Here is a 6,553-nt window from a genome sequence, read left to right as displayed (position 1 = left end):
TCTCGCTCATCGCCCGCACCCACCCAGCGATGTGCCGGTAGGTGATCGCCGCGACGGGATACGGCCCGAGCACGGGGGCGATGTGGGTCCGCAACTGTCCGCGGTAGTGCGAGCGGGTGTCCGGTCCGACGCCGGTGAGCAGGTCGATGTGCTCGGTCACCGCGGCCTCGACGGTCGGCCCGGGCGTCCGCACCGCCTCGGCGATCCGCGCGGCCTCGTCGGCATGCCCGCCGGCCGCCTCGATGAGCTCGCGCGCAACCCGCGCCTCGCGCTCGTCGTCGTAGGTCAGCGACGTCTGGCGTCCGGTCTCAGGATCGCGCCAGAGCACGGCGAAGGAACGGGTCCCATCGGCCCGTCGACGCTCTCGAATGCTGGCCACAAACAGAGAAGGTAGCCCTCCGCGTCAACGGATGGCTACCTTCCTGTCAACATGACGTGCGTTTCCGCAGGTCAGAGGGGTGGAGGTGGCGGGAATCGAACCCGCGTCCGACGGCAGTGAACCAGGTCTTCTCCGGGTGCAGTCTGCTGCTGATTTTCTCGGCCCCAACCATCACGCAGACATGTGGTTGACGGGCTCAGTCACCTGGAAGTCCCCGCCGCCCCGGTGACGAGGACGACGAGCAGTGGCTCTCTAGATGACGCCAGACACTGAGTCGAGAGCTACCTCAGGCTGACGGACTTCGGGGCTCGCTCAGGCGGCGAGTGCGAAGTCGGTGCGCTTGGAATCGGCACCTATGGGTTTGCTGGGAGCGTTGACGAGATAACCCAGCATCCTCGACCCGCTTCTCCTGGAACGACGACCATCGTCGAAACCGATCACCCCCTGTGGAATTGTCAAACCCGACGTCCGGAGCACCCTCCGTCCCGCCGAGCAGGTCCAGCGTAGTTCACAACGTACGGACCGTCACCGGGATTCCCCCGCGGCCGACCCCTCAGCCGGCCAGCAGGCGTCCGACGAGCCGCTCGGCCGTCCCCGGGTCGGCGAGGTCGCCGTCCGGCAGGCCCGTGAGCAGGCCGGCCACGACCGTGACGGCGACGAGCCCCGCGGCCGTGTCGCGGTCGGCCTCCGACGGCGGTTCGCGGTGGGTGTCGCCGCCCTCCCGCGCGGCACGGGCGTCGCGGGCGGTCAGCGCCAGGGACGCGAGCTGCTCGGCGAGGAGCTCGCGGAGGTCGGCCCGCGCCGAGGCGTGGCGGACGGCGTAGGCGATGACTTCCAGCCCGAGCAAGGCGGCCTTCGGGTCAGGGTCGCCCGTGGGCGTCGGCCCGACGCCGGGCACCGGAACCAGTCGACCCTCGGCCTGCTCTCGCCGGGCGAGGTGGACGAAGAGGTCCTCCTTGGACCCGAAGCCGGCGTAGACGGCGCCCTTGGTGTACCCCGCGTCCGCCGCGACGTCGCCCACCGATGCGCCCTCGTAGCCCCGGGCCGCGACCACCCGGGCCATCGCGTCGAGCAGGTCGGTGCGGGTCTGGTCGGCACGTTCGCGGCGGCTCGGCCCCGGCGTCTCGGCGGTCCGGGCGAGCGACTCCGACGCGAGCTTGAGGCCGCGCGAGGCCTCCCGCAGGCCGACGGCGACGGCGCCCCCGACGTCGTCGCTGATGGCGCCGACCTGCACGCCGAGGAGTCGGGTCAGGGTCGCGGTGGCGTCGGCGAGGGCGCGGGCCGCCGAGGCGACGGAGTCGGAGTCGGGGGTGTGGGGGGTGTTCGTCTCACTCATGGCCTCACTGTACATCCGTACCGGTTGGAATCCAAGAGTTTCACGGACCGACCGGTGGGAATGCGACGCGGGTGCACGGCGCGGTGCTCACGCCAGGAGCGCGACGACCTCCGCGTGCAGCGTCATGACCCCGGACCGCACGGCCACCTGGAGCTGCCCGCCCTGCCGCAGCACCATGACGACGTCGGGCAGCGCGCCGATCGCGGCGTCGTCCGCCACGGCGTCGTCGTGCAGCACGAAGCGCAGGCGCGAGAAGCAGTGCGTCACCGTCTCGACGTTCTCGGTGCCGCCCACCAGGGCGAGCACCTGCTCGGCCAGTCCGGATCCGGTCATGGACGCTCCTCGGTGGTCGACGTCGCGTCGTCGGTCAGGCGGGCGACGTGCAGGGCGAGGTAGAGCACCTCGTCGGCCGTCACCTCCCAGCCGAAGCGCTGGTTGAGCAGGGCGGCCACGCGGCCGCCGCAGTCGTACTCGCGCGGGCGGGCGGCCCGCAGCACCTCCTTGAGCTCGTCGCCGACGCCCTTGAGCTTCTTGCCCTGCTGCTCGCGCAGGAAGAGGTAGCGCAGGTGGGTGACGAACCGCGCGACGGGCACGGAGTCCTCGTCGATCTCGATGCCGTACTCGGCCCGGATGATGCCCAGGGTCTCGGTGAGCACCTCGGTCATCCGCAGCGTCACGGTGAGGTCGGGCGCGCCGAACTGCGCGTTGACGAAGTGCAGGGCCAGCGGCACGGCCTCGAGATCGGGCAGCCGCACGCCGCGGTGCTGCTCGATGATGCGCAGGGCGTCGCGGCTGAACGCGACCTCGGCGGGGTAGAGGTACTGGATCTCCCAGCGCAGCGGGTACTCGATCTCGGCAGCACCCTCGCGCGCCCGGCGCAGGGCGAAGCTCACGTGGTCTGCCAGGGGCACCAGCACGTGGTCGGTGATGTGCGTCCCGAGCGTCGCGCGGGCGGCCTTGAGGATCTCCTCCGTGACCTCGATGTCCTCGAGCGGGATCTCGTCGACGAACGCCGCGAGCCGCTCGGCCGTCGTCGACCCCCCGGGGACGAACGTCTTCTCGATGAGCGACGTGTCCACGTCGGCGCCGGCGCTCGTCTGGAAGCCGATGCCGCGCCCGAGGAGCACCAGCTCGGTGCCGCGCTCGTCCACGCCGAGCACCACGCTGTTGTTGAAGACCTTTCTGACCTTCATGCGCCCCTCCTCCCTCGCAGACGGCGTTGTGACGATGATGCCCGTTCCCCGCCGCGGCGATGAGCGGCACGGCGGGGAACGGTGTGCGCGCGCCCCTCGGGGCCGCGTCCACGTGGGCTCAGGCGAGCGCGTTGGCCTTGATGAGCGCCTGGTACCAGAAGAAGCTGTCCTTCCGTGACCGGCCGAGCGTGCGCAGGTCGTCCTCGCCGCGGTCGACGTAGACGAAGCCGTACCGCTTGGAGATCCCCTGGTGGGTGGACACCAGGTCGATCGCCGACCACGGGCAGTAGCCCATGACCTCGACGCCGTCGCTGATCGCCCACTGGATCTGCTCGATGTGCGCGCGCAGGTACTCGATCCGGTAGTCGTCGTGGATCGTGCCGTCGGGCGCGACCTCGTCGAACGCCCCCAGGCCGTTCTCGGTGACGAGCAGCGGCAGGTGGTAGCGCTCGTAGATCTCGCGGAACGTGGTGCGGAAGCCGACGGGGTCGATCTCCCAGCCGAAGGCGTTCTTGGCCAGGTGCGGGTTGGCCACGGCGCGGTAGACGCCCGCCTCGCCCATGGAGATCTGCTGGTCCCCACCCTCGATCGGGGCGTCGTCGCCCTCGCCGAGGGGCGCCGCGGCCGTGTGCGTCGCGTAGTAGTTGAACGCGATGAAGTCGGGCTTGGCCGCGGCGAGGATCGCGTCGTCGCCGGGCTCGACGACCGGTGCGAGGCCACGCTCGACGAGGTAGCGCCAGGCGATGGGGTTGTAGCGACCGTGCACCGCGACGTCGAGGTACAGCCAGTTGCGGATCGCGTTGAAGTCGGAGGCCGCGAGGACGTCCTCGGGCCGGCACGACTCGGGGTAGACGTAGGCGATGTTCGGCGCGGGGCCGACCTTGGCGGTCGGGACCATCTCGTGCAGCCTCGCCATGGCCGTGGCCTGCGCCAGGAGCATGTGGTGGTTCTTCTGGTACGCGCTGACGCCCCGGTTGAGCGGGCCGTCGAGGATGTCGAGCATCTGGCCGTAGAGCACCATCATGTTCTGCTCGTTGATGGTCAGCCAGTAGGTGACCTTGGAGCCGTACTCGGCGAAGAGGGTCTCCGCGTAGCGGGCGAAGGCGTCGATCGTGGCGCGGTTGCCCCAGCCGCCCCGCTCGGCCAGCGCCTGCGGCAGGTCGAAGTGGTACATCGTCACGACGGGCTCGATGCCCTGGGCCAGCAGGCCGTCGATGAGCCGGTGGTAGAACGCGACGCCGGCCGCGTTGACCGCGCCGTCGCCGTCCGGGACGATCCGGGTCCACTGGATGGAGAACCGGTACGCCTTGAGGCCCAGCTCGCCGAAGAGCGCGACGTCCTCGTCGACGTGGTGGTAGTGGTCGGCCGCGACCCGGTAGTCCGTGGTGCCGTGGGGGAAGTCCGTGCGGACGTCGACGATCGAGGGTCCCTTCCCGTCCGCGTCCCAGCCGCCCTCGACCTGGTAGCCCGAGGTGGAGGCGCCCCAGAGGAATCCCTCGGGGAAGGGGGTGAGCTCTGCGTACTGCACTGTTCTCTCCGTTCTCGCTGGGTGGCTGCGCGGCGGACGGCCGGTCGGTGGTCGGTCGCCCGACCACCGACCGGCCGGCGTGATCAGCCGACGATGTCGAGGACGAGCTCGTTGGCGCGGACGTCGCCGCTGGCCACGGGCACGACCGCGGAGTACTTCGCCGAGTTGGTGACGATCATGACGGTCATCGGGTTGTACCCGGCCGCCTTGATCCCCTCGATGTCGAACTCGGTGAGCAGCTGACCGGCCTTGACCACGTCACCCTGCTTCACCTTGGCGGTGAAGTTCTTCCCGTTGAGCTCGACCGTGTCGAGACCGACGTGCACCAGGACCTCGAGGCCGTTGTCGCCCTTGATGCCGAACGCGTGCGGCATGACGGTGACGAGCGTTCCGGCGATCGGCGCGTAGGCCTTGCCCTCGGAGGGCAGCACGGCCAGGCCGGAGCCCATGGCACCGGAGGAGAACACCTTGTCCGGGACGGCCGACAGCGGGACGACCTGACCGGCGACCGGCGCGGCGACGGCGGCGGCCTCCGAGGGCACGGTGCCCTCGTCGGTCGCGCCCTCGACCGGGTTGGGGATGTCCTTGAAGCCCAGGACCATCGTCAGCGTGAAGGCGATGGCGATCGCCAGGCCGGTGCCGATGAGCTGGAGCGTGAAGTTGCCGACGTCCATGGCGGCCGTGAGGGTGATGGCACCCGGCAGGACGAAGCCCATGGCGGCGGACCCGCCGGCGGCGGCGATCGCGCCACCGATGGCGCCACCGATGCAGGCGAAGATGAACGGCTTCTTGAGACGCAGCGTCACACCGTAGATCGCGGGCTCGGTGATGCCGGCGAGGAAGGCGGAGATGGTCGCCGGGCCGGCCACGGCCTTGAGGTCGTGGTTCTTCGTCTTGAGGAACACGGCAGCGGCCGCACCGGACTGCGCGAGCACGGCGGCGAACAGCGGGCCGGTGAGCAGCGAGTAGCCCTGCAGGGAGAGGTCCTGGATCATCACCGGCACGAAGCCCCAGTGGACGCCGAAGATGACGAAGACCTGCCAGAAGGCGCCCATGAGCGCTCCACCGATGATCGGGGACAGGCCCCAGAACCAGTTGACGCCGCTCGACAGGCCGGTGCCGACCGAGTCGGAGATCGGGCCGATGACGAGGAACGTGACCGGCACGATGACCGCGAGCGTGACGAGCGGGGTGACGAAGTTGCGGATCGCCTCGGGCAGGACCCTGTTGAGCAGGCGCTCGAGGTGGGCCTGGGCGTAGACCGCGAGGATCGTGGGGATGACCGCGCTGAGGTAGCTGATCATCACGACCGGGATGCCGAGGAACGTCAGCTCGCCGCCGCCGTTGGCGAAGGCCTGCAGCGTGACGCTCGCGCCCTCGGCGTTGGGGATGACGGCGATCGTCGCGGAGTAGATGAGCGCCGAGGCGATCGCGACCGAGGTGTAGATGTTCGCCTTGAACCGCTTGCTCGCGGTGATCGCCAGCAGGATCGGCAGGAACTGGAAGATCGCGTCACCGGCGGCGAAGAGGATCGCGTAGGTGGACGTCGCGCTGGCCTCGGCGTCGACCTTGACCCACACCGCGAGGAACGCCTTGAGCAGACCGGAGCCCGCGAGGATCCACAGGAACGGGGTGAAGATCGAGGTGATGAGGTCGATCGCCTTGGCGAGGAAGCCGCCGGAGGTGCCGCCCTCGCCTGCCGCGACGCCGGGCATGGCCGTCAGGGACTCGTAGACGTTGTTCACCGTGTTGCCGATGACGACCTGGAACTGGCCTGCGGACTCGACCACGGTGATGACACCGCGGGTGGCCTCGACCGCCGCCTTGTCGGCCTTGTCGCGGTCGTTGAGCTGGAACCGCAGCCGGGTCGCGCAGTGCGTCACCGACTTGACGTTCGATGCGCCGCCGACGGCGCGCAGGACGCCCTCGGCGACCTGGTCGTACTTGCTCGGGGTAGCCACGATTCCTCCTTGAACCAACGTCATGTCCGCGGCCGGGAACCTGCATCAGGGCACAAAAAAACCCAAGCCCTGACCTGTCGAGATTCCCGATGAGGAACCTGACCTGTCACAGCTTGGGTTTTGCCTGCGTGCAGTAACAATCCCAGACTCTGCGGG

At 69.7% G+C, this 6,553-nt stretch carries 6 protein-coding genes and 1 other RNA gene; all 7 read right to left on the bottom strand.

Translation table 11 applies throughout. From position 1 onward, the window contains the following. On the bottom strand, nucleotides 1-379 hold a 379-nt coding region (locus PKY62_RS00400), incomplete at its 3' end, for a tyrosine-type recombinase/integrase (RefSeq protein WP_502875759.1). 77 nt (nucleotides 380-456) lie between these two features. Then, nucleotides 457-824: a transfer-messenger RNA gene (ssrA, locus tag PKY62_RS00395) on the bottom strand. Nucleotides 825-932: 108 nt separating this feature from the next. Next, nucleotides 933-1,715: a TetR family transcriptional regulator gene (locus PKY62_RS00390; RefSeq protein ID WP_324533709.1), complete on the bottom strand. Its 783-nt coding sequence runs from the start codon at nucleotides 1,713-1,715 to the stop codon at nucleotides 933-935. Between the two features lie 87 nt (nucleotides 1,716-1,802). Beyond that, the gene (locus tag PKY62_RS00385; RefSeq protein WP_324533706.1) at nucleotides 1,803-2,048 is read right to left on the bottom strand and encodes a PTS transporter subunit EIIB; all 246 of its coding nucleotides are present in this window, start codon (nucleotides 2,046-2,048) and stop codon (nucleotides 1,803-1,805) included. Next, nucleotides 2,045-2,908, bottom strand: coding sequence for a PRD domain-containing protein (locus PKY62_RS00380; protein ID WP_324533704.1), 864 nt, complete (start codon nucleotides 2,906-2,908; stop codon nucleotides 2,045-2,047). Before PKY62_RS00380 ends, PKY62_RS00385 begins: the two co-directional genes overlap by 4 nt. A 118-nt stretch (nucleotides 2,909-3,026) precedes the next feature. Then, a complete protein-coding gene (locus PKY62_RS00375) occupies nucleotides 3,027-4,436 on the bottom strand; it encodes a glycoside hydrolase family 1 protein (protein WP_324533702.1) in 1,410 nt (469 codons plus the stop codon). 83 nt (nucleotides 4,437-4,519) lie between these two features. After that, nucleotides 4,520-6,397 (bottom strand): beta-glucoside-specific PTS transporter subunit IIABC, encoded by a 1,878-nt coding sequence (locus PKY62_RS00370; RefSeq protein ID WP_324533700.1) that lies wholly within the window; start codon nucleotides 6,395-6,397, stop codon nucleotides 4,520-4,522. Between the last annotated feature and the right edge of the window lie 156 nt (nucleotides 6,398-6,553).

Source organism: Actinotalea sp. (assembly GCF_035443605.1).
GTDB lineage: Bacteria > Actinomycetota > Actinomycetes > Actinomycetales > Cellulomonadaceae > Actinotalea.
Note: the sequence above shows the minus strand (reverse complement) of the source record. Positions and strands in the feature narration are given on the sequence as shown.

Bases quoted from the DNA above. Each gene is read 5' to 3' on its own strand.
- PKY62_RS00390 (WP_324533709.1), bottom strand. From the start codon at position 1,715: ATGAGTGAGACGAACACCCCCCACACCCCCGACTCCGACTCCGTCGCC.
- PKY62_RS00385 (WP_324533706.1), bottom strand. From the start codon at position 2,048: ATGACCGGATCCGGACTGGCCGAGCAGGTGCTCGCCCTGGTGGGCGGC.
- PKY62_RS00380 (WP_324533704.1), bottom strand. From the start codon at position 2,908: ATGAAGGTCAGAAAGGTCTTCAACAACAGCGTGGTGCTCGGCGTGGAC.